The organism is Paenarthrobacter sp. NPDC090520 (assembly GCF_044769205.1).
Taxonomy (GTDB): Bacteria; Actinomycetota; Actinomycetes; order Actinomycetales; family Micrococcaceae; genus Arthrobacter.
In genome coordinates, this window is sequence record NZ_JBIVXM010000005.1 from 237085 (window position 1) to 262188 (window position 25104).

The 25104-nt window shown below is 65.1% G+C and carries 22 protein-coding genes; 7 read left to right on the plus strand and 15 right to left on the minus strand.

The window, feature by feature from the left end; translation table 11 throughout:
- The first annotated feature begins 60 nt into the window (after positions 1–60).
- The 5 genes from ACIQTZ_RS08900 (at position 61) to ACIQTZ_RS08920 (ending at position 8945) form a co-directional block, all read left to right on the plus strand.
- Positions 61–3084 (plus strand): glycoside hydrolase domain-containing protein, encoded by a 3024-nt coding sequence (locus tag ACIQTZ_RS08900; RefSeq protein ID WP_402979599.1) that lies wholly within the window; start codon positions 61–63, stop codon positions 3082–3084.
- Position 3085: 1 nt separating this feature from the next.
- Positions 3086–5014 carry a DUF5107 domain-containing protein gene (locus tag ACIQTZ_RS08905; RefSeq protein WP_402979602.1) on the plus strand — a complete coding sequence of 643 codons (1929 nt, stop codon included), beginning with the start codon at positions 3086–3088 and terminating at the stop codon, positions 5012–5014.
- A 60-nt stretch (positions 5015–5074) separates the two neighbouring features.
- Positions 5075–7303, plus strand: a complete 2229-nt coding sequence (locus ACIQTZ_RS08910; protein ID WP_400334251.1) for an McrB family protein — start codon at positions 5075–5077, stop codon at positions 7301–7303.
- A 154-nt stretch (positions 7304–7457) separates the two neighbouring features.
- Complete coding sequence (locus ACIQTZ_RS08915; RefSeq protein ID WP_402979605.1) at positions 7458–8666, plus strand: restriction endonuclease; 1209 nt, start codon at positions 7458–7460, stop codon at positions 8664–8666.
- 33 nt (positions 8667–8699) lie between these two features.
- A complete protein-coding gene (locus ACIQTZ_RS08920) occupies positions 8700–8945 on the plus strand; it encodes a PLDc N-terminal domain-containing protein (protein ID WP_402979608.1) in 246 nt (81 codons plus the stop codon).
- A gap of 15 nt (positions 8946–8960) precedes the next feature.
- On the opposite strand, the gene ACIQTZ_RS08925 is transcribed toward ACIQTZ_RS08920, so the two are convergent.
- A complete protein-coding gene (locus tag ACIQTZ_RS08925) occupies positions 8961–10631 on the minus strand; it encodes a sensor histidine kinase (RefSeq protein WP_402979611.1) in 1671 nt (556 codons plus the stop codon).
- A gap of 101 nt (positions 10632–10732) precedes the next feature.
- On the opposite strand from ACIQTZ_RS08925, the gene ACIQTZ_RS08930 reads away from it, so the two are divergent.
- Positions 10733–11473, plus strand: coding sequence for a response regulator transcription factor (locus ACIQTZ_RS08930; protein ID WP_402979614.1), 741 nt, complete (start codon positions 10733–10735; stop codon positions 11471–11473).
- Between the two features lie 58 nt (positions 11474–11531).
- Here ACIQTZ_RS08930 and fdxA read toward each other — a convergent pair whose 3' ends face one another.
- The 10 genes from fdxA to ACIQTZ_RS08980 all read right to left on the minus strand — a co-directional run bounded on the left by fdxA (position 11532) and on the right by ACIQTZ_RS08980 (position 21174).
- Entirely contained in the window at positions 11532–11849 is a 318-nt protein-coding gene (fdxA, locus tag ACIQTZ_RS08935) for a ferredoxin (protein ID WP_402979617.1), read from the minus strand.
- 6 nt (positions 11850–11855) lie between these two features.
- On the minus strand, positions 11856–13331 hold the full coding sequence (locus tag ACIQTZ_RS08940) for an aldehyde dehydrogenase family protein (protein ID WP_402979620.1): 1476 nt from the start codon (positions 13329–13331) through the stop codon (positions 11856–11858).
- A 24-nt stretch (positions 13332–13355) separates the two neighbouring features.
- On the minus strand, positions 13356–14168 hold the full coding sequence (locus tag ACIQTZ_RS08945) for an SDR family oxidoreductase (RefSeq protein ID WP_402979623.1): 813 nt from the start codon (positions 14166–14168) through the stop codon (positions 13356–13358).
- Positions 14168–15115: a dihydrodipicolinate synthase family protein gene (locus ACIQTZ_RS08950; RefSeq protein ID WP_402979626.1), complete on the minus strand. Its 948-nt coding sequence runs from the start codon at positions 15113–15115 to the stop codon at positions 14168–14170. The genes ACIQTZ_RS08945 and ACIQTZ_RS08950 overlap by 1 nt, the downstream gene beginning before the upstream one ends.
- A 51-nt stretch (positions 15116–15166) precedes the next feature.
- Positions 15167–15973, minus strand: a complete 807-nt coding sequence (locus ACIQTZ_RS08955) for an enoyl-CoA hydratase-related protein (protein ID WP_402979629.1) — start codon at positions 15971–15973, stop codon at positions 15167–15169.
- Positions 15970–17229 carry a CaiB/BaiF CoA transferase family protein gene (locus tag ACIQTZ_RS08960; RefSeq protein WP_402979720.1) on the minus strand — a complete coding sequence of 420 codons (1260 nt, stop codon included), beginning with the start codon at positions 17227–17229 and terminating at the stop codon, positions 15970–15972. The genes ACIQTZ_RS08955 and ACIQTZ_RS08960 overlap by 4 nt, the downstream gene beginning before the upstream one ends.
- Positions 17230–17234: 5 nt before the next feature.
- Positions 17235–18599: an FAD-dependent oxidoreductase gene (locus tag ACIQTZ_RS08965; RefSeq protein ID WP_402979632.1), complete on the minus strand. Its 1365-nt coding sequence runs from the start codon at positions 18597–18599 to the stop codon at positions 17235–17237.
- 10 nt (positions 18600–18609) lie between these two features.
- On the minus strand, positions 18610–19938 hold the full coding sequence (locus tag ACIQTZ_RS08970; RefSeq protein ID WP_402979635.1) for an MFS transporter: 1329 nt from the start codon (positions 19936–19938) through the stop codon (positions 18610–18612).
- 164 nt (positions 19939–20102) lie between these two features.
- The gene (locus tag ACIQTZ_RS08975; protein ID WP_402948976.1) at positions 20103–20702 is read right to left on the minus strand and encodes a helix-turn-helix domain-containing protein; all 600 of its coding nucleotides are present in this window, start codon (positions 20700–20702) and stop codon (positions 20103–20105) included.
- A gap of 91 nt (positions 20703–20793) precedes the next feature.
- Positions 20794–21174 carry an Hpt domain-containing protein gene (locus ACIQTZ_RS08980; RefSeq protein WP_400334287.1) on the minus strand — a complete coding sequence of 127 codons (381 nt, stop codon included), beginning with the start codon at positions 21172–21174 and terminating at the stop codon, positions 20794–20796.
- Between the two features lie 205 nt (positions 21175–21379).
- On the opposite strand from ACIQTZ_RS08980, the gene ACIQTZ_RS08985 reads away from it, so the two are divergent.
- The gene (locus tag ACIQTZ_RS08985; RefSeq protein WP_400334290.1) at positions 21380–21538 is read left to right on the plus strand and encodes a hypothetical protein; all 159 of its coding nucleotides are present in this window, start codon (positions 21380–21382) and stop codon (positions 21536–21538) included.
- Here ACIQTZ_RS08985 and ACIQTZ_RS08990 read toward each other — a convergent pair.
- The 4 genes from ACIQTZ_RS08990 to ACIQTZ_RS09005 form a co-directional block, all read right to left on the minus strand.
- Positions 21508–21969 (minus strand): very short patch repair endonuclease, encoded by a 462-nt coding sequence (locus ACIQTZ_RS08990; protein ID WP_402948980.1) that lies wholly within the window; start codon positions 21967–21969, stop codon positions 21508–21510. The genes ACIQTZ_RS08985 and ACIQTZ_RS08990 overlap by 31 nt on opposite strands.
- 144 nt (positions 21970–22113) lie before the next feature.
- Entirely contained in the window at positions 22114–23289 is a 1176-nt protein-coding gene (locus ACIQTZ_RS08995) for a cytochrome P450 (protein WP_402979638.1), read from the minus strand.
- Entirely contained in the window at positions 23286–23969 is a 684-nt protein-coding gene (bioD, locus tag ACIQTZ_RS09000) for a dethiobiotin synthase (protein WP_402979641.1), read from the minus strand. Before bioD ends, ACIQTZ_RS08995 begins: the two co-directional genes overlap by 4 nt.
- Positions 23966–25096, minus strand: a complete 1131-nt coding sequence (locus tag ACIQTZ_RS09005; RefSeq protein WP_402979723.1) for an 8-amino-7-oxononanoate synthase — start codon at positions 25094–25096, stop codon at positions 23966–23968. The genes bioD and ACIQTZ_RS09005 overlap by 4 nt, the downstream gene beginning before the upstream one ends.
- Between the last annotated feature and the right edge of the window lie 8 nt (positions 25097–25104).

Here is a 25104-nt window from a genome sequence, read left to right on the forward strand (position 1 = left end):
ATGTAAGGATTCACCAACTCGGTGAAACCACCCCGGAAGCTACCTTCAGGAGTCCCAGCGATGCCGCTGCCCGAGCCGCTCACACCGGCCACAACACGCCCCTCCAAGCCCGCCCAATCCATCAAATCCCCGCACATCGGCTCCACCCGGCAACACGTACCCCAACGCGTTACCGGGCACCCGGAAATGGAGTGCGGCGTAGGTCACTGGGACAAGCTCCTGTACGGCAACCACCGCTTCGTGGTGGAGGTCCCGGACGATGGCTTGGGCCAAAACAGGAGGGTGGTCATTCCTTGGCGGCGACAAGACCAGGACCCTGCCGGTGTGGAGATCATCGTCGTGGCCGCCCACTCCGGGACGAGGGTCCGGAACGTCATAGCGGAAGTAGCTACGCGCGAGTCCGGCACGCTGGTTTTCCAAGCCGTCGATGGCCCCGGAACCTACTTCGTGTACTACCTGCCGTACGCGATGCTGGGAAAGGCGCACTATCCCCAAGCGCAGTACCTCCCACGCAGGCCGGCCGCAGCGCCCGACTGGGCGGCCGCCGTCGTGGTTTCCCTGTGGGCGGACAGCAACGGAACCCGGCTCCCACCAGCGCACGCAGTGCGTTACGAGGCCGCCAGCGAGCGTGACTCGTTTGCGCCCATGAACTTCACGGCGACAGCGGCAGAACTGGAGCAGCTTCAGCAGGAGTATGCCGGCGAAGCCTTCCTCATCTTCGCCGAAGACCGGCTCAACCCCATCTCCATGCGGCACGGGCTGGCCGCGCACTGGGCCATCAACGGACCCACCGGCCACTTCCGGGGCACGGCCGGGCCGGGTGAGGATTACGTGGTCCAGCTCGGTGTCTATGCACTGAAGGACCTCGACGGCGTATCGGTGGAGGTAGCGAACGGGCGCTGCATCAACACCGACGGAACGGACCGGCTCGGCAAGCCCTTGAAGAAGTCCCTCAGCATCCCCGCGGGAACAGTAAAGGCGTTGTTCGTCATCGTCCCTATCCCCGATGATGCCGACGGCGTGGTCAGAGCGGGCATCACGGTCCGAAACGACGACGGCCGAACGCAGCATCTGGCCGTGTCCTTGGATCTTAGGGAACGCACGGAAGCCACCAACGATCCGCGGCTGCTCAGGCGGCTCGCGTGGCTCGACTCGACCATCGCCCAGGACGCCGAGCTCGTGGCCCCGTTTACCCCTGTCACGCTGGATGGAGAACGCCGGACGTTGGGGATCCTGGGCAGGACCCTCAAACTGGGAGATTCGGGTCTCCCGGCGCAGGTGACCTCCACGTTCACTGCGGGCGTGACGGCAACGGACGGTCCCGCCGTCGGGCTTTTGGCGCAAGCGATGACGTTGGAAACGGGAACCATCGACTGGGCCTACGGGCCTATCGATTACACCGTGACGGGACCGGCGCGGGTCTCGTGGACCTGCCAGTGGACGGGCCTGCAGGGCAGCAAGACAGTGGCGTCGCTGGAGCTGGCCGGAACGCTCGACGCGGATGGTGCCGTTCACTTCGGGCTGCGGTTGAGCGCACGAGGGACTGTGGACCTGCCCGACGTCGGGCTGCGGCTTGGATTGCATGAAGCTGCGGTACCGCTTGCCATGGGCTTGGGAATCCCGGGCGGACAGCGACCCGCGGAACTGGACTGGGTGTGGAACGTGGCAAGCAAGAACCAGGACGCGCTGTGGCTGGGCGGGGCTCATGCGGGGCTGCAACTCGCCCTCCGTGACAAGAGCTACGAACGGCCGCTGAACACCAATTTCTACCTCGAGAAGCCGCTGCTGCAGCCGGATTCGTGGGGGACCGGGGGAGTCTCGCTCCGGACGCAGGACGGCATTGTCACCGTAAAAGCCACCAGCGGGCCACGCGCCCTGGACTCCGGGCACGCACTCGACTTCGATTTCCGGCTCCTCCTGACTCCGTTCAAACCGATCGAACCTGGCAAACATCTGGTCAAGCGGTATTTCCACGAGCCAGCGGACCCACAACAGATTGCGGAAGCAGGCGCAACGGTGGTCAACATCCATCACGCCACGGCGCCCGCCCCTTACATCAACGATCCACTGCTGAGTGAGGACAAGCTCCGCAGCTACATAGCCGAGTGCCACAAGCACGGACTCAAGGCCAAGGTCTACAACACCGTCCGGGAGCTCACCTTCCACAGTCCTGAGCTGTTGCCCATGCTCCACCTGGACCATGAGGTGTTCAGCGACGGACCGGGTAAGGGACACATCTGGCTCCAGGAACACGCCGGGGATGGTTACGTCTCCGCGTGGTTTGCACCCAACGTGGATGACATTGCGGTGGTCACCACAGGTGGCTCGCGGCTGGAGAACTTCTACGTCCGCAGCCTCGCCGAGCTGTCCAAAGGCGAGGACGGCATCGACGGGATCTACCTGGATGACATCGCCTTCGACCGGCACACCATGCTGCGGGTCCGGAAAGTGCTGGAAACAGCCTGCCGGGAGCGCGCCACTGACGGCCCGGAGATCGACCTGCATTCGGCCAACCAATTCACCGCCCACGATGGCTACGCGTCGTCAGCCAACTTGTACATGGAGCAGCTGCCCTATGTGGACCGGCTCTGGCTCGGGGAGTACTTCGACTATGAAGGAACCGACCCGGACTACTGGCTGGTGGAGTTGTCCGGAATACCGTTCGGCCTCATGGGCGAAATGCTCGAAAACGGCGGCAATCCCTGGCGAGGCATGGTGTTCGGCATGACGGGCAGGGCGCCGCGCGTGGACAACCGGCCCCTGTGGGACTTCTGGGCAAAGACAGGGTTGGAGCAGATGGAGATGGTGGGCCACTGGGATCCGCAGGCGCCGGTCACAACCAGCCATGCTGACATCCTGGCCACCACGTGGACGGACGGCGGGAAGGCAGTAGTAGCGCTGGCTTCGTGGTCCGAGGAGACTGTGGACGTGCAGTTGAATTTCGACGCCGGTTCCGCCCACCTTGCGTCCGTGGACATGGACGCCCCTGCCATTGAGGGCTTCCAGAATGCCGCGCACTACAAGCCCGGCGCCACCATCACCATCGAGCCGAACCGCGGGCTCCTCCTCACGATTGGATACTGACGTGGCATCATCCAACCTCACAGTGACAACCCTGACGCTGGGCATGGCGGACCTTGGCCCCCTGAACCCCTTGCCCGTGGTGGCCTCCGAACTCGACCAGCCCTACACCGTGGGCGAGGGCATCCCTGAGGAGCTCCAGGCGTCTGCACGGTACGGCCTGGTGCCCAACGTTTATCCATACCTCATGCAGGACGGCTATGACCGGGACGCGGCACCCAGGGAGTTTCCCGCCGTCGTGCTTGAAAACAGCAAGCTGCGCGCCACGGTGCTGCCGTCGCTGGGCGGCAGGATTTGGGAGTTGTTCGACAAAGCCACGGGCAAGCAGCTCCTGCACACCCACGGAGCGCCGCAGCTGGCCAATATCGCGCTGCGTAAGGCGTGGTTTGCCGGCGGTTTGGAGTGGAACATCGGAACGCGCGGCCATTCGCCCACCAGTTGCGATCCGCTGCATACGGCGATCGTCCACACCCCGGACGGCAAGCACGTCCTGCGGATGTGGGAATTCGAACGGCTCCGCGAAGTGGTGTTCCAGGTGGACCTCTGGTTGCCGGAGGATTCGGCCGTGTTGTTCGCCGCCGTGCGGATCCGCAACCCCAATGACCACGACGTTCCCATGTACTGGTGGAGCAACGCGGCGATCCCGGAGACAGCAAGGACCCGCGTGATCGCGCCCGCGGACGAGGCGTTCGGCAGCGACTACGCCACGGACATCACCCGCGTCCGGCCCACGGCCCATGAAGGCTACGACGGCACCTGGCTGGTCAACAGCCCGCACGCGGCCGACTTCTTCTTCGACATCGATCCGGCCGAGCGCCGTTGGGTAGTGGCAGCTGACGACGACGGCGATGGGCTCGCGATGCTCTCCACCGGCCTGTTGCGGGGTAAGAAGCTTTTCGTCTGGGGCCAGGGGCAGGGAGGCAAGCGATGGCAGGAGTGGCTGAGCCCCGGCGCCGGCCCCTACGCCGAAATCCAGGCGGGACTGGCACAGACCCAGTTCGAACACCTCGTCATGCCCGCCGAAACGGTGTGGTCCTGGGTGGAGGCCTATGGCAACGGGCACCTTGATCCGGGCATTTCACACGGCCAGGATTGGGACGCTGCCGTGGAACACGCGGGCCGGAAGCTGGAGACACTGCTGCCGCACGAGGAACTGGAGGCCATGCTTCCCGCCGCGATCAGCAACGCCGATGTGCCGCCGTCGAAAATGCTGCTGACCGGCAGCGGCTGGGGAGTGGCCGAACGCGCCCGGCGCCGGCGCACCGGCAAGCGGTGGATCGACGAAAGCGGCACGCCGTTCGTCACGGAAAGCGTCACGGCGGAGCAGGAACCGTGGCTTGGGCTGCTGAAAGGGCAACCGTTCGACGGCGCGCCCTCCTTTGTTGCCGGCGCGGACTGGGAGGAGCTTCTTGAAGCGCAGGGGAACCCGGAAGCGGACTTCCAGGTGGCTACCATGCGGCATGCCAGGCAGGACCTCAATGGCGCCAAGGAATGGTACAAACGGACACTTGGCGCCAAGCATGCCCACAGGCGGACGAAGGCCTTGGCTCACCGTGGTTTGGGCCTGGCCCTGCTCGCTGCGGGGAAAAACGAAGAAGGCCTCGCTGAGTTGCGGAACGGCGTGGAGGCTGATTCAACCGTCATCGCCTTACTCGTGGAAGCCGTCACCCTGAGCATTCGGCACGGAGACCCGGTCATGGCGCTGGACCTGGCGGAGTCGGCACCCAAGGAGGGTGCCGCCGTCGGACGTTTGACGTTCCTCAGGGCGCTGGCGCTCGCCCGCGGCGGGCACGGAGCCGAGGCCGCGGCGATCCTCCGTGACGGCGTCGAGATCCCTGATTTGCGGGAAGGCGAGGACGCCATCGCGGACCTGTGGGAGGAGGTATGTCCTGGCGAACCCGTCCCTGCTGCCTACCGGTTTGGGATGCATTAAAAGCTGAATGAACCCTGTGGAAATCCAGATGCCGACTTAAAGCAAACAAGGTAAGTTGGCATGGTGACCCCCTCCGTGATGCCTGCCATTGACCGCGCCCCCGGAATCTCCAAGGAGATCGAGGACGCGGCGTGGTACGTGCTCAGTCCGGCCCTCCAAGGCAGACCGTCAGCCTTGGATGGGAGGACCCTGACGTGGACGGCCGACGCCGCACGGGAACTGCTGGAACGGCTCGAACGGGGAGTGGCGGATTCCAAGGCGCCCATGATGACCAACCTGCGCCAGAACCTCGAGGGCGCTTCCCGCGAGGCCAAGCTGCTGGCCGTCGAGTTGCTGTTCCTGCAGTCGTTGCCGCTGGCCCACGAGGTCAAGTCGCTCCGGGTCAAGCGCGCGCGTGTTGCCGAGGCGGCCTCGTGGGTGGAGCCTGCCGTTGAGCTGCCCGAAGAACTCTATGAAGGCATGACGGACCACGGCGTCATCCGGGACCGCACGGCTGAGTTCAACTGGACCATTTGGGACCACCTGGTGTGGCTGTGCCGCTTCGTGGAGCACGTGGACAGCCAAAGCACGGAGACCATCAGCGAGGCACTGTCCGATCCCCTGAAGTTCCACGAACTGGCCGTTGGAACACCCGAGGACCAGCCCGCCCTCCGTCGCAGCATCGAGTACCTCGTGTGGCCCAGCTACTTTGAGCCCGTGGTGGCCGACGTGGAGCGCCGGGAAATCCGTGACGCCTTCGCATCGTTGGTGGGCGGGGCCGACGGCGACACCGAGGAAGACATCACTGCGGACATCCACCGGATCCGGCTCCACCTGGATGAGCAGGCCGGCCAGCGGATCGACTGGTACGCGCGCCAACTGGTGAGCCAGTGGCGGAAGGTGGGAGACCCTGGCCGCCGATCATGGCTCCTGCGCACGCACCACGACAACGCCGACCTGCTCGCCGGATGGCTCGGCGAAGAAAAGGCCACGCTGGATGTGGAACACCTCCGTTCCCTGGACGCCGGAGTCACGGCCGGCGTGGTCCAGCATGCTGTGGACGAGGATTGCAAGCACCTTGGCTACGTAGAGCGCGAGGACACCAAGACCGCCGTCTTCGCCTTCCTCACCGTCATGAAGCCCGGTGACCTCACGCTCTACCAAAACGGTGGCCGCGTACGCGTCGGCGTGGTCCTGGGCGAACCGGATGAGGACAACCGCCGGATCCGCCGCAAGGTCCGTTGGTTCGACGACAGCTACGCCATCACCGAATTGCCACGCCACGCCCAGCGTCAGCTGTCCACCCCCGGCATTATTGTGGACGTCACCCGGGTCATCCAGGCGCTCCAGGAATTGCTCCCTGTGGAAGCCGAAACCGATGGCGAGGACGAAGCGCCCCCGACTGTCGCCGTCGAGGTTGTGCAGCAGGGCTTCCGGCCTTTGACCGAAGAGTTCGCTGCTTCGCTGCACATGGACCTCGAGCCGCTCAAGGAAATCGCTGAACTCCTGGAAGAGAACCGTCAACTGGTCCTCTACGGTCCGCCCGGCACCGGCAAGACGTACCTGGCCAAGCACCTCGCGGCTGAACTCGCCGGAGACAGCACGGACGAACGCGTGAAGCTGGTGCAGTTCCACCCCTCGTACGCTTATGAGGATTTCTTTGAGGGCTATCGCCCGGACAAGACCGACGACGGCCAAGTGTCCTTCAAGCTTGTCGCCGGGCCGCTGCGCAGGCTCGCCGAAGAAGCCGCCAAACCGGAGAACGCCCACAAGCCGTACTTCCTCATCATTGATGAAATGAACAGGGCCAACCTGGCCAAGGTGTTCGGCGAGCTGTACTTCCTGCTCGAGTACCGGGACGACCGCATCTACCTGCAGTACAGCCCCAACGAGCCCTTCAGTTTGCCGGACAACCTGTACATCATCGGCACCATGAACACCGCGGACCGCTCCATCGCCATGATGGATGCGGCCATCCGCCGCCGCTTTGCGTTCATTGAGCTCCACCCCAACGTGGAGCCGGTCAAGGGCTCCCTGCGCCGCTTCCTCGAAGCCCGCGGGCTGGATACCCTCAACGCGGACCTCCTGGATGCCCTCAACGAGGCCATTGACGACTGGGACCGGGACCTCATGATCGGGCCGTCGTACTTCATGAAGAACGCTGCCCAGAACCCCACGGGCCTGCGCAGGATCTGGAAGTACGAGCTCATGCCCCTCCTTGAGGAGCACTACCACGGCCAACTGAACCGTGCACAACTGGAAGAGCGCTTCGGCCTGGACCAGCTGCTGGGACGACTTGCGGCCCGCTAAGGCCATCCCGCCCCGCCCGGGGCGGCCGCCTTCCAGCGCCGCAGCTGAGCCGTCGGGCGCTCCGGCGCGGAGCGTCACCCCGGCCGTTGGCAGAACCGCGGCGGCCGTAGCGAAACGGGGCCAGGGGAGGCTGACCGGACCACGGCACATCGTCATGGACGAACTGTCCCGCGGCGTGGTGGACAAACTGGACCCCGAGTCGGCGGCGTTCATCAATGCCAGCGGCCTGGCCAAGACCTCGCCCATGGGCATGGGGCTCTACCGGATCGAACCGGCCGGCAAAGTGGGCTCTGTACGCACCTCCACCATTCAGCTGGAGGTGCGCCCCAAGGATCGCCTGGGCCTGAACCGGCTCCTGTTCCTGCTGAGTTACGCCGGCGACCAAGGCTTTGGCGATCACGCCGTGGAAGCCGTGGAGCACCCGGACCTGTGGAGTGCGCTCGCCGAATCTCTGGCACAATTGGCCGACCGTGCCCTGAGCCGCGGGGTCCTCCAGGGATACCTCACCGTGGACGAATCATTGCGGACCGTGAAGGGCCGGATCCGGATTTCGGACCAGATCTCCCGCCGCCCCGGCATGATGGTCCCGTTGGAAGTCTCCTACGACGAATTCACCGAGGACATCGCCGAGAACCGGATCCTCCGCGCCGCGCTGGAGCGCATGGCGCAGGTGCCCGGCGTCCGCGCCGATGTCCAGAGCCGCCTGCGGCAGCTCAAGGGAAAGCTCGACGCCGTCACCCGCCTCCAGTCCGGAGCGCCACTGCCGCCGTGGAAGGCCAGCAGGATGAACCTGCGGTACCACGCGGTGCTCCGCCTGGCCGAAGTGATCCTGCGCAACGCGTCCGCGGAGGCAGGAGAGGGCAAGCAGCAAACGGCGTCCTTCGTGGTGGACATGGCCAAAGTGTTCGAGAACTTCGTGGGCACGGCCTTGCGCCAAGCCATGAGTTCGCACCCGGGAGAGATGCGCCTGCAGTACGGTGCCTTGCTCAACGAAGCTGTCCGGGACACCGATCGCTTGATGGTCAGGCCGGACGCCGCACATTTCCTGGGTGGACGTCCCGTGGTGGTTTACGACTCCAAATACACGGCAGCCGGTGACGCGGGCGCCTCGCTCAACGCCGATCACTACCAACTGCTGGCCTACTGCACGGCCCTGCGGGTTCCCACGGCGTGGCTCGTTTATGCCGGTCAAGGGGAGATGAAGCTGCGGCGGATCCTCAATACGGATATCGATATTGTGGAGTACCCGCTGGACCTCTCCCTGCCGCCGCAGGACATCCTGGCCGCCATCAAGGACCTCGCCGAACAGTCCTGGGGTGAAGTAGTGCGGCAGGCTGTGGCGGGTCGCGGAGCCGAAGACTAGCCTGAGAAGTACACGTTCCCGGATGGAGGCATGATGGCCCGCAAGAAATCTTGGCGAGACATGAGCACAGGCCAACGCGTGATGCTGATGATCAGCGGTGCGGTGAACCTGACGTTGCTGATCGCCGCGCAACGCAGTTTGGCCAAGACCCCGGAAGCGCAGATCAGGGGCAAGAAGGTGTTGTGGCGTGCAGCGTCCTTCATCAACTTCTTTGGTCCGGTGAGCTACTTCCTCTTTGGCCGCCGTCGTGATTCCGGTCTGGTGACGGCCAAGCGCTAAGGTGCGTAGCCGTGGCTAGGCAGGAACCTTGACCGTAAAGGTGGTTCCGCGTCCCGGTTCGCTTTCCAGTTCTATGCTGCCCCCGTGGGCTTCCACGATTGCTTTGCTGATGGGAAGCCCCAACCCCACGCCCGGGATGGCACTGTTGCGGACTCCGCCTGCCCGGAAGAACTTGGTGAAGACCTCTGACGCTTCCTCCTCGGTCATGCCCATGCCTGTGTCCGAAACCCGGCAGAAAACGTAGTCCTGGTCCTCCCAGGCGGCCACCACCACATCGCCGCCGTCGGGGGAGTACTTGATGGCGTTGGAGACCAGGTTATCCAGCACCTGCGACATCCGGGAGGAATCCACCCGGGCTTCCAGGACGGGAGGCACGTCCATGGACAGCCGGATGCCTGCCTTCGCGGCTCGGGGCTCGGCTGAAGTGACGCTGCTGCGGACCAGCTCCACCACGTCCACGGTGTGGGGCTGGATGGCAATCTGGCCGGACCGCACGGACAGCAGGTCCGAGACGAGGGTGAGGAGCCGCTCGGCGTTGCGCCGGACGATGTCCAACTGCATCCGGTACTTCGGATCGAGGCCGTGGGGATCGTCCAGGATCAATTCCACGTAGCCCAGGATGGAGGTCAAAGGCGTCCGGAACTCGTGGGACACGTTGGCTACGAAGTCGTCCTTGGCTGCCAGGGCGTTGACCAGTTCGGTGACGTCATTGAACACCACCACGGAGCCGGCGAACTTTCCATCGTCATCCACCATCGGCCTGGCGCTTGCCGTGAAGGCGCGCTGGTCAGTCCCGCTGCCCAGCCACACGAGTTGGTCGGTGAACCGTTCGCCCAAAACGGCCCTGCGGACGGGACGCTGGTCTGCCGGCAGGGGAGTGGTCCGGTCGGTGTCGAAGACCAGCAGTTCGGCCTCGTTGGGATCCGGGTTGTCCGGCGGCGTCGCGAGGCTGTGGCTCTGGCGCTGGCGGCGGTTCATGAGAATGTCGTGGCCATTCCCGTCCACGGCAACGACTCCCAAGGGGAGGGCTTCCATGACGGTGTTCAGGAGGCGCTCCTGCTTGGTGCTGGCGTCCAGCGCTTCCTTGAGTTCCTCATCCTTCTCCTCCAAGGCTCTTTGCTGCCGCATCATGCTGAGCGTCAGGACGCTGACGGACACGCCGATGCCTACGATCAGGATGGGGAAGAGGAGGGGTTTGGTGAGGTCCTGTTCCGTGAAGCTGCCCCTGATGAACCACGGCGCCCAAACGATCGCGAGGGGACCGAGGAAGGACATGGCGATGGCCAGCCGGGGATACAGCCCCGAAGCGCATAGCCAGATGACGGGAAGTACCACCAAGACGCTGAGTCCCGTCAGGGCTTCCTGTCCACCTTCCCTGCCAAAGCCGATGGATACCATGTCCAGGACGGGAATGGCCAGGAAGCTGGGAAACGGAAGCCTGTGCCACGGCACAATGACGCAGGCGGCCAGCAGGAACGCCTGGCTCAGCAGGAAGATGACAAAAAACGGATTACTAAGCGTGGCCGGGAAAAACAGCCACACGAGGATGGCGGAGAGGCAGACGCATACCGAGAGTGGCAGTTGGCTCAGGACGACGCGCATGCGCAGGGTGTGCTCGTGGAACGAGCGCCGAAAGACCAGCAGATTCTTCTTTTCGCCCAAATCCCAGATGGTCGGGTTGGTCATGGCGCAACCCGCGGGGAGGCGGAAGAAAGTCTGTTCATGAGATCAGCCTAACCATAATGGTTATACTTCGAAGGGTTATCTAAGGGGGCTGAGGGGCAGCGATGAGTGAAGTACGTGTGGGGCTGGTTATTGAGGACGACCAGGATATACGCGAATTGGTCCGTGTGGTTCTTTCGCAGGCCGGGTTTGATGTCCACGTTGCCTCCACGGGATCGGCCGGTGTCTCCTCTGCCCGGGAACTCAACCCTGACGTTATTACCCTTGATCTTGGCCTTCCGGACATCGATGGGTTCGAGGTTGCACGGCAGATCCGGAAAACCTCGGATGCGTACATCATTATGCTGACGGCCCGGGCCGAGGAGCTCGATACCCTCATGGGCCTCGAAGCCGGTGGCGACGATTACCTCACCAAACCCTTCCGGCCTCGCGAGCTGCGCGCCCGGGTGGAGGCCATGATGCGCAGGCCGCGGTCGTCGTCGGACTCCAAGGCCGCCGCGGAAGAGACGGATCCAGAGGTGAGCCACAACGGACTGGCCGTTTCCGCGGGCTCCCGTACCGCCGTCTTGAACGGCACGGAGTTGAAGCTGACCCGCACGGAATTCGACCTCCTGGTTGCGCTGCTGGAAACCGGGCGGATCGTGCGGACCAAGGCGGACCTCGCCCGTCGCCTGCGGAACGAGCCCTACGACGTCGGCTCGTACGTCAGTGACGCGGACGAGCGTGCCGTGGAAGTGCACATGGGTAATCTGCGCAAGAAGTTGGGCGACAGTATCCAGAGCCCCCGCTGGCTGGAAACAGTCCGCGGCGTGGGCTACCGCCTTGCGCCCGCCTCGAACAACTAACCCCAACTGGGTCGCAGTTGTGCGCGTTTTGAGGGCCGAAAACGCGCACTAATGCGACCTAGTTGGGTTGGGGGACGGGTAGGCGGAAGGGTTCTGCGGAGATCACGGGGTGGTCTGTGTCCGGCCGGCTTAAACCCGGACCGTCGTCGAAGAACTCCGCGTTGGCCCTCACATAGTCAGCCCACTCATCCGGGACGTCCTCGGAGAAGTAGATCGCTTCAACCGGGCACACGGGATCGCAGGCACCACAATCCACGCATTCGGACGGGTGGATATAGAGGGAACGCGCGCCCTCGTAGATGCAGTCCACAGGGCACTCGTTGATGCAGGCCTTGTCTTTCACATCCACGCAGGGCTGCGCGATCACATAACTCATGGCCTGCTACACGCCCGTGTAGACGGTCTTGCCCCACGTGAAGAACTCCAGCGCGGACCGTCCTTGTTCGCGGAACGTGTTGGTGGAGGAGTCCTTGACACCGCCGAACGGTACGTTGAGGTCCAGGCCCGCCGTTGGCCGGTTGACCTTGACCACACCGGCCTGCGCCCGGGCAGCGAAGTCTGTGGCCAATGCCAGGGAATCGGTGCAGATACCTGCGGTCAGTCCGTAGCGGGAGTCGTTGATGGCAGCCAACCCGGCTTCGTAGTCGGGGACTTCCAGCACCGCCACCACCGGGCCGAAGATTTCCTCCGTCGCTGCGGCATCGTCGAAGGGCAAGTCGGTGAGGACCGCGGCCGGGAAGAACAACGCACCGGAGGGGTCGCCGTCGTACTCTCCGTGCAGCAGCGTCGCGCCGCGTTCGACGGCGGTACGCACCGCTGCCTGGTCCTGCTCGAATTGCTGCCGGCTCACCACAGCGCCCATCCGGGTTCCGTCCGCGAGCCCATCGCCGGTGCTGTACGCCGCGGCCTCCGCGACCAGCGCATCGAGGAACGCGGCACGGATGCCTGGCGTCACGTAGACGCGGGACGTCGCCGTGCAGGCCTGGCCGGTGAGTCCGAAGGCACCTGCCGCGACCACTTGGGCCGCCTTGCGGGGATCGGCGTCGTCCAGCACCAGGACGCCGTTCTTGCCGCCCATCTCCAGCTGCACGCGGGCTCGGCGGGCGTTGAGGATTTCCTGCAGCGCGAGGCCAACGTTGGTGGAGCCGGTGAAGGAAAGCCCGGCGATGCGGGGATCGCGGGCCAGGGCATCGCCCACCACGCGGCCCTTGCCGTGGACCACGTTGAACACGCCATCCGGGAGCCCGGCGTCCTGCAGCGCCCGGGCCAGATGCGTCGCGGACAACGGGGTGAGCTCGGCGGGCTTGATCACCACGGTGTTGCCGCTGATCAGGGCGGGGGCGGTCTTCCACGCCGGGATGGCGATGGGGAAGTTCCAGGGCGTGATCAGGCCGACTACTCCCAGAGCTTCGCGGCGTGTGGTGATGGTGGTGTCCGGAAGTCCGCTCGGCAGCACTTCGCCGGTGGCGGCCCAGCCCAGAGAGCCGAAGTAGCGCAGGACGTCCGACGCCCGCTTGACCTCACCTTTGGCTTCGGCGAGGGTCTTGCCCTCTTCCCGGACGAGGTCTTCGGCAATGGCGGCTTGCCGCTCGATCAGCAGGTTTCCGGCGGCGATCAGGATGGCGCCACGCGAGGGTGCGGGCAGTGCCGCCCACGTGGGCTGTGCAGCGGTTGCGGCGGTGATGGCGGCGTCCACGTCCTCGGCCGTGCCGCTCGGGGAGAGGGCCGCGAGTTCGCCGGGGCATGCCGGGTTCATCCGTTCCGTGGTGCCTTCGCCGAGCCATTGCCCGTTGATGAGGTTCTGGGCAGTGGTGGTTGCCTCAGCTGTCAGGGTGGTTTCGAACGCTGTTGAAGTCATGGCAAGTCCTTAAAGTGTGGGGGTTCAGAGGCTGCGGATCAGGCCGCCGTCGCACCGGAGTGCCACGCCGGTGATGTACGACGCCGGTGCGCTGCACAGGAAGGCGGCCGCGGCACCGAACTCGGCGGGTTCTCCATAACGGCGGGCCGGGATGGTTTTCCGGGACTCGAGTTGGATGTCCTCGAGCGTGGTGCCCCGGCGTTTCGCGGCGGCCTGGTCAAGTTGGGTGACGCGGTCCGTGGCGATCCGGCCGGGCAGGAGCAAGTTGACGGTGACTTCGTCCAAAGCCACCTCGGCTGACAGGGTCTTGAGGTAGCCGGCCAAGGCGGCCCGTCCCGTGTTGGAGACCGCGAGGTTGGGAAGCGGAGCGGTGACTCCACTGGAACCGATCGCGAGGATGCGACCCCAACGGCGCTCCCGCATCCCGGGCAGGACCCGCGAGACCAGGGCGTGGTGCGGTTTGACCAGCAGATCGAAGGCCGCGGCCATCTCCTCGGAGCTGAGCGTGGCGGCCGCGCCGGGCTTGGGACCGGGGCCGTTGAGCACCAGGATGTCGATCGGTCCAAGGTTCGCCACGGTCTGGTCCACGGCCGACGCGATGCCTTCCTCCGTGCCGAGGTCCGCCTCGATGGCAACAGCGTCGAAGCCTGCGCTGCCCAGGACTCCCGTGCCGTAGGCGGCCTGCAGTTCGGCAACGATCTCCTTTGCCCGGTCCCGCCGACGGCCAACCACTGCCACACGGACCCCCTCGGCCGCCAGCGCACGCGCGACGGCCAAGCCAAGCCCGCCGGTGGACGCGGCGACCAGCGCGGTCTTTCCTGCGATGCCGAGGTCCATCAGATACTCCCCACAGTTGCACGGGAGCCCAGCGCGGCAGCGGCTTCCTCCAGATGCACGTGCATGGAGGAGCGGAGCACTTCGGGGAATCCGGCCGCTGGAGCGCGGACACCGGAGTCCTTGATGAGTCCGCGCTCGCGGAAGCATTCCTTGCGGATGGCCAATGCCACCTTGGCTTGCTGCTCGAAGTTGATCAGCGGCAGGTAGGGCAGCAGTTCGCGCCGGGCGGCCTCGTAGCCGTCCGCTTGCCATGCCCGGACACACGCGATGAGCGCCTCGGGGTAGGAGAAGCCGGTCATGGCACCTGCGGCGCCGGCCATGAGTTCGTCCAGGAGCCCTTGCCCGCCAAGTCCGCCAAAAATGGAAACCTCGACGGCGTCACTCAGGTCCGCGATGGCGACGCTGGTGGGCGGGGCCTCGGCTTTGACGGCGACGACGTAACTGCAGGCGTTGACCACCGTGGCCAACGCCGCGGTGGAGATGCTGACCCCGCTGGCCAGCGGGTAGTCCTGCAGGACAACCTGGACGCCGGACGCCCGGTGGATGGCGTCCAGGTGGGCAATGACGGTTTCCGGGCGTGCCGAGTTGGCCTGGACCATGACGGCCGCGAGGCGGTTGCCGGCGGCGTCCTGGGCGGCGAGGACTTCCTCGATGGCAGGCCTGGTGGCGAGCGCGGTCACGCCCACCACCAAGGGAAGCGTGGTGCTTTCGACCACGGTTTCCAGGACGTCGCGGCGTTCTTCCGGGGTCAGCGCGGCTGCTTCGCCGAAGACCCCGAGCACGGTGAGCCCGGTAGCTCCGATGGCCTGGTAGTGCTCCACGAGTTCGGCCAGGCTGTCCAGGTCCACGTCGAGGGTGCTGCCTTGGAAGGGGGTGGCGACGACGCCCCAAACCCCGCCCGGAAGACTGGTCCGTAGGCTGTTTTTGGGCGCAGGGGACTGCGGCATGGTTGGTTCCTTTCAGTGCGGGACGGGGTTTGTGGGTGATGGGAGGGTGCGTCAGCGCCCGGGCCACACCGGAGGGCGCTTTTCCTGGAACGCCCTGACCCCCTCGGCTGAGTCTTCGCTGTCCAGGGCTGCCATAAGGGCGGGCAGGCGGAGTCCGCGGGCTTCCTTGGCAGTCAGATGCGATGTCTGGGTCACCATCTGTTTGACGGCCCGGACGGAGGTGGGGGCGCATGCCACGATCTGGTCTACCCAGCGCTGCACGGCGGCGTCGAGTTCCTCTGCTGGGACTACCTCGTTGACCAGGCCCATGGACTGCATTTCTGCGGCATCGGCTTTGCGGCCGGTCAACAACATCCCCATGGCCTGCGTGTACGGGACCCGCCTGACCAACTGGTGGATGCCGCCGTCGAGCGCCAACCGCCCGACGCGAGGCTCGGTCAAGCCGAACTTCGCGCTGGAGGCGGCCACCACGATGTCCGCGCCGAGGACGATTTCCATGCCGCCACCCAGGGCGTAGCCGTTGACACGGGCAATGACGGGGACATCGAGGGTGGTGCGGAGGCTCAGTCCGCCGAAGCCGTTGGGATCCAGGCCGGCCCAGTATTCCAGGCCGGTTTTGTCCACGGCGTCGGCCGACATATCGGCACCAACGCAGAAGGCGCGGGTGCCGGCGCCGGTCACCACCACGGCCCGTACGGAGGGATCTGCCTCCACCTGGTCCCAGATCTCGTTGAGCCGGGCATGGGTGGTCCCGTCCACGGCGTTGAGGACATGTTGCCGGTCGATGGTGACCGTCGCGACGCCGTCCTCGATGGTCAGCGTGACCGTGTCCACTCGCTCTTCAGCGACAACGCTCATCGGAGGACTCCCAACTGCTGCAACCGCTCGATGGTCGCTGCGTCGAAGCCGTTCTCCAACAGGACCTCCACGTTGTGCTCGCCCAAGCGCGGGGCCGTGCGGCGGATGGACGGGGGAGTGGCCGAAAGCCGGATGGGTGCGTTGAGCATGCGCACGGTTCCCACGGAGGGGTGTTCGGCCTCGACGATCATGCCGTTGGCCTCGGTCTGGGCATCGGCAAGGGCCTGCTCCAAGGTGTGTACGGGCGCATTGAGCAGTCCTTGATCTTCAAGCTTTGCGGTCCAGTATTCCGTGGTGTTCGTGGCAAAGTGCTCACGGAAGATGGCCTGCAGCGCGGGCTTGTTCTTGAACTGCTGCTCCAGCGTGGCGAAGCCGGGCCGTTCGGTGAGGTCCTCGTCGAGTTCCAGGGCCTCGGAGATGCGGGCCAGGGGATCGGGGGTGAAGCCGCCCACCATGCACACGGCACCGTCGGTGGTCTCGAAGACTCCACTCAGCGGCATGGCACCCCAGTTGACCTCGTAACCGCGGTTGAGCTGCATGCACGCTTCCTGCATTTGCAGGTGCAGCATGGAGTCGTACATGGTCACTTCCACTTTTTGGCCTGTGCCGGTGGCTTCGCGGGTGCGCAGCGCCAGCAGGATGCCCTGCATGAGGTGCATGCCTGTGATGTAGTCGCACAGGGTGGTGGGATAGATCGCCGGTTTGGTGTCATCGGACTCGCGGCGCCACATCACGCCCGAGTAGGCCTGTGCGATCGCGTCCTGTCCGCCCTTGTGCGAGTAAGGACCTTCGGGCCCGAAGCCTGTGCCCGAAGCCCAGATAATGCCCGGGTTCTTCGCCTTGAGGTCCTCGTAGCCAAAGCCCATCCGCTCCATGACACCTGAACGGAAGTTGCTGACCACCACGTCCGCGTCGGCCATGAGCCGGTGGAGCACCTCGCGGCCTTCGTCGGTGCGGGTGTCCACCGAGACGCTGCGCTTGTTCCGGTTGATGGACAGGAAGATGGGGTTGTCCTGGCCGTCCTGGTCCGGGAAGGAATTGCGCGAGATGTCACCGGCGCCGGGGCGTTCGACCTTGATGATGTCTGCGCCGTAATCACCCAGCAGCTGGGTGGCCGACGGTCCCATGAACACTTGCGTGAAGTCCACGATCTTGATGCCGTCCAGGGGGAGCGGCACGGGTGCCGGTGCCGCCGCGGCGCGGGCCGCCGTCGTGCTTTCAGTCTGTTCAGCGGTTTCGGCTTGCTCAACTGTCATGGTGCTCATGCCGGCACCACTGCGTCGGAGTCGATGGTGGCGTTCGACGACGGGACGTCGCCCGGGTCGGCGCCGTGCCGGCGCATGCCCAGCTGGATGTCCGCTGCCGCGACATCGCGGACCAGGAGGTTGTTCTCGACGGCGAGGGCTGCTGCGACGCCGACGGCCTGGCCCATGGCCATGCAGGGCGGGATTTCGCGGGACATTTTCTGGGCTTCGGGGGTGGCGGAGTAGTGGCGACCGGCCACCAGGAGCTGGTCCACTTCCTTGGGCAGCAGCGAGCGGTACGGGTAGTAATAGTCGCGGCCGCGGGCCACGGTGTCTTCGAAGTGGCGGCGCTGGGTGACGTCGTCCTTGGTCATGACGTATTCGCCCTCAAGCAGGCGGGTCTGGCGGACGCCCATCTGGGAGGCGACGTCCAGCATGTAGCAGTTTTCGAAGCCGGGCAGGTTGGCGCGGACGTACTCCACAGCCTCGGAGATCCTGTCCCGGGCGGCGAATTCTGCGGCGGTCATGTCTGCCGGGTCCACGCCGTCGAAGCCGGTCATGTGCGGGGCGTTGCACCACACCACGCCGTCGATGGGGGTCTTGAGCCACCACAGTTCCCAGGCACCGCCGAGGAGGCGCTTGATCTTGCGGTTGATGGCGCGGGCTTCCTTGGGGTTGGCCTGTTCGAAGGTTTCTGCCGCGTTGGTGTCCACGTTGCCCAGCCGGAAGACGAGCGTGGTGAGGTAGTTGTCCTTGGCGTAGCTGGCGCCGGCACGTGAAGCAACGTCGATGTCGCCGGTGGTGTCGATGACGACGTCTGCCGTGAAGGCCTGGGGTCCGGACTTCGTTTCGCAGATGACGCCCTTGATGACCCCGTTGTCCACGATGGGACGGGAGAACCAGGAGTGCAGGCGAAGGTCCACGCCGGCTTCGCGGACCAGGTCGTTGGAGACCCGCTTCCAGCCGTCGGGATCGAAGGCTGCCGCGTAGCAGATGGGCTTCGGGTTGGTGTGCGAGTGGAAGTCGAAGGTGCCGTAGCGGCCCCACTTGTTCCACAGTTCCTCGGAGGTCTTACGGTCATCGGCAGGCGGGACGATGGCGAGGCCGAGCTTCTGCAGGCGTTCGACGTACTCGGAGACAATGCCGGTGACGGTGATTTCCTGGCCGTTGATCATGTCATCGAGCACCAGGACCATGCCACCGGAAGCGAGGCCGCCCAGGGACGAGTAGCGCTCCAGGAGGGTGACTTTCGCGCCGGATCGGGCTGCCGTGACGGCGGCTGCCACACCGGCGGGGCCGCCACCGACGACGAGTACATCGGAACGGGAGATGACCGGGGCGGTGAGGTCCGCCGTCGTGGTGCTGAGTTCGAGGGAGTTCATGGTGAGGTCCTTACTTGCCGACGAAGATGCCGTTGGAACGGCGTGCGGCGAGGTAGAAAACGATGCTGAGGATGGACAGGACGGCCACGTAGACCGGGAAGATCCAGGTGAGGTTCAGGGATTGGAACCACACCAGAAGATAGGAAGCGGTGCCGCCGAAGACTGCCACGCCGATGCCGTAACCGAGCGCGACGCCTGCGCCGCGGATGTTCTTGGGCATCAGGGAGGAGCTGACCACGTTGTAGAGGGTCATGTTGAGCACCAGGACAATCGAGCCGCCCAGGAGGACTGCTGCGAAGCCGCCGATGCCCGGCTGGACGTAGAGCAGCATCAGGAACACGGACGGAATGGCCAGGATGCGGGTCACGAGGAACCACTTGGACATCGCCTTGCCGTCGGCAAGCTTTCCGATGACCCAGGATCCGACAACCAGGATGGCGCCCAGGACGGTGGTGAGGGCGAACACGGCAGTGGGGTCTTCCTTGAAGCCGCTGCGTGCTGCGCTGGGGAGGCCGACGTTCCAGGCGTAGTTGTAGGCCTGCGCGGCGCCCACCACGAAGATGATGGCCAGGACGGAGAGCCAGTGTTTGCCAACGCCCTTCCAGACGGCCCGCGGGGTATTGGTGGCCATTTCCTCTTGCTTGAGGGTTTCCGGGAGGGAACGGCGCAGGTAGAGGACCACGAAACCGAACAAGGCACCGATGATGAAGGGCACTCGCCAGCCCCATTCGCCCATGGCCGCTCCGCCGATCAGCAGGCTGCAAAGGAAGCTGACCAGGGAAGCCATGAGGATGCCGATGTTGACGTAGAAGGACATGATGCCGGCCACGTAGCCTTCACGGCCTTCGGGTGCCAGTTCCACGGCATGGGAGGTGGAGAGTGGAGCCTCGATGCCGGTGGAGATGCCCTGCAGGACGCGGCAGGCCAACAGGATGATGCCGGCCCAGGCGCCGATGGTGGCGTAGCTCGGAGTGATCGCGATGACCAGGGTTGTTCCAGCCATGAGCATGATGGACAGGAGCATCACCCGGCGCCGGCCAATGCGGTCCGCCAAGGTTCCCAGCAGGATGCCGCCGAGCGGCCGGAACGCGAATCCCACCGCGAACACGGCCAAAGCGTTCAAAGTAGCGGAAAGCGGATCGGTGTTCGGGAAGAAGTTGGGTCCGATGAAGGCGGACAGGAGGCCGAAGACCATCCAGTCGTACCATTCAAGGGCGTTTCCCAGGCCCAGGCCCAGGAGGCCCTTACGGACTTCGGGGGAGAACTTCGCGTTCTTGGCGGGGGTGGCGGTGCTTGGTTTTGGTGAGGGGACGGCGTTGTCCGTTTGGATGTCGAGCATGGAAGTTTCCTTTCGCTGACGCCCGGGAGGGCGTGAAAGGGTATGACGCAGGAACGCCCGTTGAAGGAGGCGCCTGATGCGAAAGTGGCAAGGAGTGTCAGCGGCCACGGGATCGTGTCCGGACAGTTAAGGGAAAACGCTCGGGCCGCTCGGGAGCGGCGGCGTTACCACGCGTGTGGTGCGTTGACCCAGATGGCTACGCATACCTCTTCGTAGCTGTTCTTGTACCAGTGGGGGATTTCGGAGGAGTAGGTGATCGAGTCGCCCTCTTCAAGGCTGTAGCAGACGCCGTCCAAGTAGACGTCCTTACGGCCGGAGATGATGTAGCAGAACTCTTCACCGCTGTGGGTAAAAGGTGTTGCGCTGGTGTCGTGCCCTGGGGGCGTACTGATCCATTGCGCTTCGATGCTTCCGTCCCGGTTGGGGGTGAGCAGTTCATGGACTGCCTCGCCCACGGATTCCCGGGTGACGTTTTTCAAGTTGCGTCGATCGGACCTGCGGACCACGGGGGACCGGGATTCGTCCTGGCCAATGAAGAACCTCCCTACGGGGATGTCCAGTCCATGTGCCAGTTGGGCCAGGGTGGTGAAGGATGGGTTCGCCATGCCGCGTTCGATTTGGCTGACGATTGCTTGGCTGAGGCCGGTGATGTCCGAGAGTTGGGCGAGGGTCATGCCCTTTGCCTTGCGCATGGTGCGCACCTTGTTCCCTACAGTCGCCAGCAACTCGCTGGTGGCCGGTGGAGCAGGAGTCTCGGTGGTCATTGCCGCATCCTTCGTTGGTGAGCTAACTCACACAACTATAGTGAAGATTTTTAGCCAGTCAATGATTTCTTCTTCACTAACGTGAATTTTTTTAGGAAAGTGGCGATTCAAGCTGGCAGATCGTGCCAAAAACGAAGGCGTCAATCTCGTCCACCAAGGGGTTCAATTGTCCCAGATGGTCGCCGTCGGGCAGCAGCTTCATGCTGATTTCGAGTTCCAGGGCCAGCCTTCGCAGGCAGACGGCTCCCACCATCTCGCTGGACGTCTTCAGGCTCAGTACCGCGTCCATGGCGTCTTCCAGGTCCAGGTTGTCCAGGGCATGGTGGAGCCGGGCTACCCTCCAGGGCAGCATTGCCACGTAGTTGCGGACAAAGGTGCTCACCAGGGAGTGGTCCCCGCCCAGCTCGGCTTGGAGTTCGGTGAGGACGGTGTGGTCCACCAACGAGTCTGTGCATTCGTCGTACTCGGACACCAAACTCCTCCCGCCTCCAGACAATGGATTCACGATTCAACAGTAGGACCGCCGGAACAACGCAAGTGCCGCAAAATCAAAGCTTGATCCAATCTTGAGCGGACCCAGAGGAAGTCTTGAGGGGACTGCCGGAAAGTGACAATCACCAGTCGAGTGATCGCGGACCAGGGGGATTCGGGGCATGGATTCAGGGAAGGAAAGCAGCATGGAAAGCAGTGTTCGGCCTTCGCCGGGACTGATGGTCATCATCGTCTTTTGCATGACCGTGCTGCTGGGAATTGGTGGCACGTCCGCCTTCGCGCTCTGGGAACAGTCTTCCCACGCCCAATCGGATCAGAGCGGCTCGGCGTCCTCGGCCCCGTAACCCTCCTCAAGGAAGTCCGTCAGTCTCTCCTCAAGCACTGACCGGTTCTTGAGTTCGCATTCCCACACTGTCAGGACTGCCCAGCCGGCGGCATGCAACTGCGCCCGTTGCTGCGAGTCGCGCTCGCGGGTGCGGGTCCGCTTGGCCTCCCAAAACTCAGCGTTCGCTGCCGGGGCATGAAGGCCCACCTTGCAATCGTGGAAATGCCAGAAGCACCCATTCACGAAAATCACTTTGCGGCGGCCCGCGAACACCAGGTCCGGACGACCCGGCAGCTTTCCCGCGCCAGCCTGTCCGTGGAGCCGGTAACGGTACCCCTTGGAATGCAGGAGGCTCCGGACCAGCAGCTCCGGTTTGGTGTCCTTGCCCCGGATCCTGGACATGTTGCGGCTGCGCTGTTCGGGCGTCAGCAGGTCCCGGCTTTGGCCCATGGCTCCACCATACCCAGGCGCATTATCCGAGCGCATTACCCAGGCGCCCGCCCACCGTGCACCCAACTGGGTCGCATTTGTGCGCGTTTTGAACGGTCAAAACGCGCACAAATGCGACCCAGTTGGGCAGGGGCGGGGCTGTGGCTAGTTGGGTGGGGCGGCTACCGTGACGGTCCGGGGTGCCTGGAAGGACAGGAGGCGCAACCACTCCGGGGCGGGTCCGTGCAGCCTGACCCGCTTGAGTGCCGAGGCAGTCTCTTCAACCACGACGGCGGCCTCAAGCTCCGCGAGTTTCGCACCGAGGCAGCGGTGGATGCCGGAGCCAAAAGCAAGGCCATAGGGTGTGGGGCCCGGCCGCCCGGGTACATCTCCGACGCCGGATGGGTCGCCTGCCGGAGCCCACGGAAATCCGTGGTTCCCGGTCAGTTCAACCAGGATCTCCTGGCCCGCAGCAACGGGCTCGCCCTTGAGCTCCGTGTCCCGGACCGCGACCCGGCGCCACGTTGGAACGGATGACTCCGTGGCCAGGATATGCCGGACGAAGTCCCGGGCTTTGGCACCGGACGCTGCATCCTCCCAGTTCATGCCCCGAGACCCTTCCAGGAGCCGGAACAGTGCGGTGCTGATGAGTTGTGTGGTGGTCTCCTGCCCCGCGATCAGGAGGAAATATCCGAGCGAGCACACCTCCGGAACACTCAGGCCATGCTGTGCCAACGCCTTAAACAGGTTCACGCCGGGGGCCGCCACGGCTTCAAGGACCAGTTCGCGCAACCAGGTGTAGAACCCGGCGGCGCTGTGCGCCAGTTCCACTTGCCGCACGGGCTCTGGCCAGCCCCAAAACAGCTCCAGCGAGTCCAGGCTCCAGGCCTTGAGCTGTGGAAGGTCCCGGACGGGCAACCCCAGCATTTCCATCATGACAATGGCAGGAGGGAACGCAGCAACCGACTGGACCAGATCCACGGTGCCCTTCGAAGCCAGGTCACTGCCTGCCCCGGCCACCGCATCGCGGGCCAAAGCGTGGATCCGTGGCTCCATCGCAGCTACTTTGGCCGGTGTGAAGAAGCCGGCCACCACCCGGCGGATCCCGGCATGTGACGGGCCAGGGTTGCTGGCCAGGACAGGCGGAAGAGCGAACCGGGCCTTCTGCAAAATCCGGAGGGCTTGACCGCTCAGGGGAGTGACAGCCAGCAGCGCATTGGTCGGGCTGAAATCATCGGGCCGGTGCAGGACCTGGCGCACGGTATCCGGGTCCCGCACCACCTTGTAGGGACACTCCAGCGCCGCTGGCTGGACCCCGGGCGTGGCCACAGCCCCGCTCATACGGCGACCCCCTCAAACCATGAGGTTGCCCGTTGGCGAAACACGTCGGGCTCCAACGTCGCCGCGCCGTCATCGACGGCGCCCAGAAGAGGAAGACGGCCCGAACCCAGGGCGGCCCTGTTGCCCCGTTCCACCAAACCCGGCGTGGCCGGCCACCGTCCCAGCACCACCCCGGAAACATGCAGGCCACGCCGCTCCAGGGCCTCGAGCGTCAAGGCGGTGTGGTTCAACGTGCCCAGCGAGGGCCGGGCTACCACGACGAAACCAGCCCGGCTGCCAAGGACGGAGCCCAACGCAGCCAAGGTGCCGCCGTCGTGATCCAACTCCACGAGCAAACCGCCGGCCCCTTCCACCAGGACGTAGTCGTGGCCGGACGCCAGGCCAAGGATGCGCTCGGCGTGCACCAGCAACGGCGGCAGTGCCACCCCATCGATTTCGGCGGCAGGCACCGGCGCCATCGGTTCCTCCAACACAAGGCCCGCCTCGGCCCGAAGCGGTCCCGCGAGTCGGACCACTTCGGCGATGTCCGAGTCGCCCAGGTTGTTGCCCGTCTGGCACGGTTTGTAGACGGCCACAGCGTGCCCGTGCTGTTGCAAGGCTGCGGCGAGCGCCGCCGTCGTCATGGTTTTCCCGACTCCAGTGTCGGTACCGGTCACCAGGATGATGCGTGGAAGGGTCATGGGGTTTCCTCCAGGATGTGGCGCAGCACGGCGCACGCGTGGTCAAGGTGGTCCGGGGTGAGGCCCGCATGGGAGGTCAGGCGCAGGCGGGACGTCCCGTCCGGAACCGATGGTGGGCGGAAACAGCCAACGCGCACGCCCGCCACTGCCGCTGCCCGGCTTGCTGCGACGGCAGCTTCGGCTGAAGGCATGCGGAGGGTCTGCACGGCGCCCGCGGTGGGCTCCAGCTCCAGGTGTGCGGCGAGGCGTGCCGCGTTCCGGTGCACGGCGGCCGCGCGCCAAGGCTCCTTCCGGATAATCCCGACGGCGGCAAGCGCAGCCGCCGCTGCGGGCGGGGCCAGGGCGGTATCGAAGATGAAACTCCGCGAGCGGTTGACCAGGTGCTCCCGAACCAAGGCCGAACCCAACACAACCCCTCCTTGGCTGCCCAAGGCCTTCGAAAGCGTCGCCGTCACCACCACGTTCGGATGGCCGGCAAGGGCCGTACCTGCGATGGAACCACGGCCACTGAACGCGTCCGAGCCGGCAACGCCCAGTCCGTGGGCGTCGTCCACCAACAGCACCGCGTCATGCTCCTCGGCGAGGCCCAGCAAGTCATCCAAAGGCGCGGCATCACCTCCCACGCTGTAGATGGATTCGACCACCACCAGCGCGCGTGGTTGCGTCCTGCCCTGGAGCAACGATCCCGCGTGGGAGGCGTCGTTGTGCCTGAACGTTGCCGTCTCCGAGCGGCTGAGCCTGAACCCGTCGATCATGGAGGCATGGCAGTGCTCATCCGCCACGATCAAGGTCCCCGGCCCGCCGAGGGACGTGATGATCCCCAGATTGGCCAGGTAGCCGGAGGAAAACACCAACGCAGCGTCTGCCCCCACCAAGCCTGCGAGTTCATGTTCGAGTTCCATGTGGAGTTCTGTGGTCCCGGCCACCAACCGCGACGACGTGGCACCCGTGCCCCACCGGTCAGCCGCTTCTCCTGCGACCTCAGCCAGGCGTGGATCCGTGGCCAGCCCAAGGTAGTCGTTGCCGGCCAGGTCCACCATCCCGTCCCGTGGGCCGCGCACTCCTGGCGTCCTGGTCAGCCCCCGGCGCTCGCGGACGGCGGCCTGCTGTTCCAGCCAGGTGGTCATGGCGCGGC

What these genes read in the sequence shown, in the direction of transcription:
- ACIQTZ_RS08900 (WP_402979599.1), top strand. Translation starts at nt 61, where the DNA reads ATGCCGCTGCCCGAGCCGCTCACACCGGCCACAACACGCCCCTCCAAG.
- ACIQTZ_RS08910 (WP_400334251.1), top strand. Translation starts at nt 5,075, where the DNA reads ATGGTGACCCCCTCCGTGATGCCTGCCATTGACCGCGCCCCCGGAATC.
- ACIQTZ_RS08915 (WP_402979605.1), top strand. Translation starts at nt 7,458, where the DNA reads ATGGACGAACTGTCCCGCGGCGTGGTGGACAAACTGGACCCCGAGTCG.
- ACIQTZ_RS08920 (WP_402979608.1), top strand. Translation starts at nt 8,700, where the DNA reads ATGGCCCGCAAGAAATCTTGGCGAGACATGAGCACAGGCCAACGCGTG.
- ACIQTZ_RS08925 (WP_402979611.1), bottom strand. Translation starts at nt 10,631, where the DNA reads ATGACCAACCCGACCATCTGGGATTTGGGCGAAAAGAAGAATCTGCTG.
- ACIQTZ_RS08930 (WP_402979614.1), top strand. Translation starts at nt 10,733, where the DNA reads ATGAGTGAAGTACGTGTGGGGCTGGTTATTGAGGACGACCAGGATATA.
- fdxA (WP_402979617.1), bottom strand. Translation starts at nt 11,849, where the DNA reads ATGAGTTATGTGATCGCGCAGCCCTGCGTGGATGTGAAAGACAAGGCC.
- ACIQTZ_RS08940 (WP_402979620.1), bottom strand. Translation starts at nt 13,331, where the DNA reads ATGACTTCAACAGCGTTCGAAACCACCCTGACAGCTGAGGCAACCACC.
- ACIQTZ_RS08945 (WP_402979623.1), bottom strand. Translation starts at nt 14,168, where the DNA reads ATGGACCTCGGCATCGCAGGAAAGACCGCGCTGGTCGCCGCGTCCACC.
- ACIQTZ_RS08950 (WP_402979626.1), bottom strand. Translation starts at nt 15,115, where the DNA reads ATGCCGCAGTCCCCTGCGCCCAAAAACAGCCTACGGACCAGTCTTCCG.
- ACIQTZ_RS08955 (WP_402979629.1), bottom strand. Translation starts at nt 15,973, where the DNA reads ATGAGCGTTGTCGCTGAAGAGCGAGTGGACACGGTCACGCTGACCATC.
- ACIQTZ_RS08960 (WP_402979720.1), bottom strand. Translation starts at nt 17,229, where the DNA reads ATGACAGTTGAGCAAGCCGAAACCGCTGAACAGACTGAAAGCACGACG.
- ACIQTZ_RS08965 (WP_402979632.1), bottom strand. Translation starts at nt 18,599, where the DNA reads ATGAACTCCCTCGAACTCAGCACCACGACGGCGGACCTCACCGCCCCG.
- ACIQTZ_RS08970 (WP_402979635.1), bottom strand. Translation starts at nt 19,938, where the DNA reads ATGCTCGACATCCAAACGGACAACGCCGTCCCCTCACCAAAACCAAGC.
- ACIQTZ_RS08975 (WP_402948976.1), bottom strand. Translation starts at nt 20,702, where the DNA reads ATGACCACCGAGACTCCTGCTCCACCGGCCACCAGCGAGTTGCTGGCG.
- ACIQTZ_RS08985 (WP_400334290.1), top strand. Translation starts at nt 21,380, where the DNA reads ATGGAAAGCAGTGTTCGGCCTTCGCCGGGACTGATGGTCATCATCGTC.
- ACIQTZ_RS08990 (WP_402948980.1), bottom strand. Translation starts at nt 21,969, where the DNA reads ATGGGCCAAAGCCGGGACCTGCTGACGCCCGAACAGCGCAGCCGCAAC.
- ACIQTZ_RS08995 (WP_402979638.1), bottom strand. Translation starts at nt 23,289, where the DNA reads ATGAGCGGGGCTGTGGCCACGCCCGGGGTCCAGCCAGCGGCGCTGGAG.
- bioD (WP_402979641.1), bottom strand. Translation starts at nt 23,969, where the DNA reads ATGACCCTTCCACGCATCATCCTGGTGACCGGTACCGACACTGGAGTC.
- ACIQTZ_RS09005 (WP_402979723.1), bottom strand. Translation starts at nt 25,096, where the DNA reads ATGACCACCTGGCTGGAACAGCAGGCCGCCGTCCGCGAGCGCCGGGGG.